At 32.3% G+C, this 824-nt stretch carries 1 protein-coding gene and 1 pseudogene; one reads left to right on the top strand and one right to left on the bottom strand.

Translation table 11 applies throughout. The features are described 5' to 3' along the window. A pseudogene (locus BJN41_RS15040) lies at positions 1-242 on the bottom strand (IS701 family transposase); the annotation flags it as partial. Positions 243-667: 425 nt separating this feature from the next. Between BJN41_RS15040 and BJN41_RS13985 the strand changes: the two are divergent. Next, on the top strand, positions 668-824 hold a 157-nt coding region (locus BJN41_RS13985), incomplete at its 3' end, for a recombinase family protein (protein ID WP_201787575.1).

Genomic DNA, 824 nt, shown 5'->3' with positions numbered 1-824 from the left:
AAAACAGTATCATCAATACTGACTATAAGTTTATTATTATCAATATGTTGAATTGATTCTTGATATAGGTCGTGAGGTGTGTAGTCTTCACGCTCTAGAAAGCGATTTACACTATCATGCGAGATATTATAAGTCTCGGCAAGTTGTGTGCAGCTAATAGAGTTCGGTTCTGTCATGAGAAAGCCCATATAAATGGGTAATGTACAAGTTGCTGTAGAAGCATGTTTAATTCGTCTGATCACAGATACTTTATAAAGTATTTTAATACTTTTTTGAATCCGTCAATGCGTAAGTCCTATTGAACTAATTGAATCTTAATTGTTAATTTGAAAATTAAAACGCCCAATTTAAAAAATTGGGCGCTTCACTAATGGCAATAAGCATTACCATTCACACTAGAGAACACAAACCAAGGTTCAGTTTTGTTTTTTATAAACATACTTTGTGTATTTGAGTTTGTAAATGATTTTTTGCTCAGATATTTAAAAATCAAATTACCTTCTTTTTGTTTTTGTAACTTTAGACTATACCCTAAAGTTACAATCTGAAAGTTCATGAAATTATGTATCATTTAAATGATTTTTAATCATAAGTAACATGTAACTTTAGTGTTAAAGAATTATAATTTACGAAATTGTTCATTTTTATCCAATTGGGGCGTGAAAAAGTGAAAGGCCAAAAAGTAGGGTATGTCCGGGTAAGTTCTGTCGAGCAAAACACTGGACGTCAACTTGAAGGAATTGAGGTCGACCGGATTTTTGTTGACCGTGCTTCAGGTAAAAATACTGACCGACCTAAATTTCAGGAAATGTTGAACTATGTCC

The organism is Acinetobacter towneri (genome assembly GCF_001758345.1).
GTDB lineage: Bacteria > Pseudomonadota > Gammaproteobacteria > Pseudomonadales > Moraxellaceae > Acinetobacter > Acinetobacter towneri_A.
The sequence above is the reverse complement of the archived record's forward strand: the minus strand, read 5'-3'. Positions and strand labels throughout refer to the sequence as shown.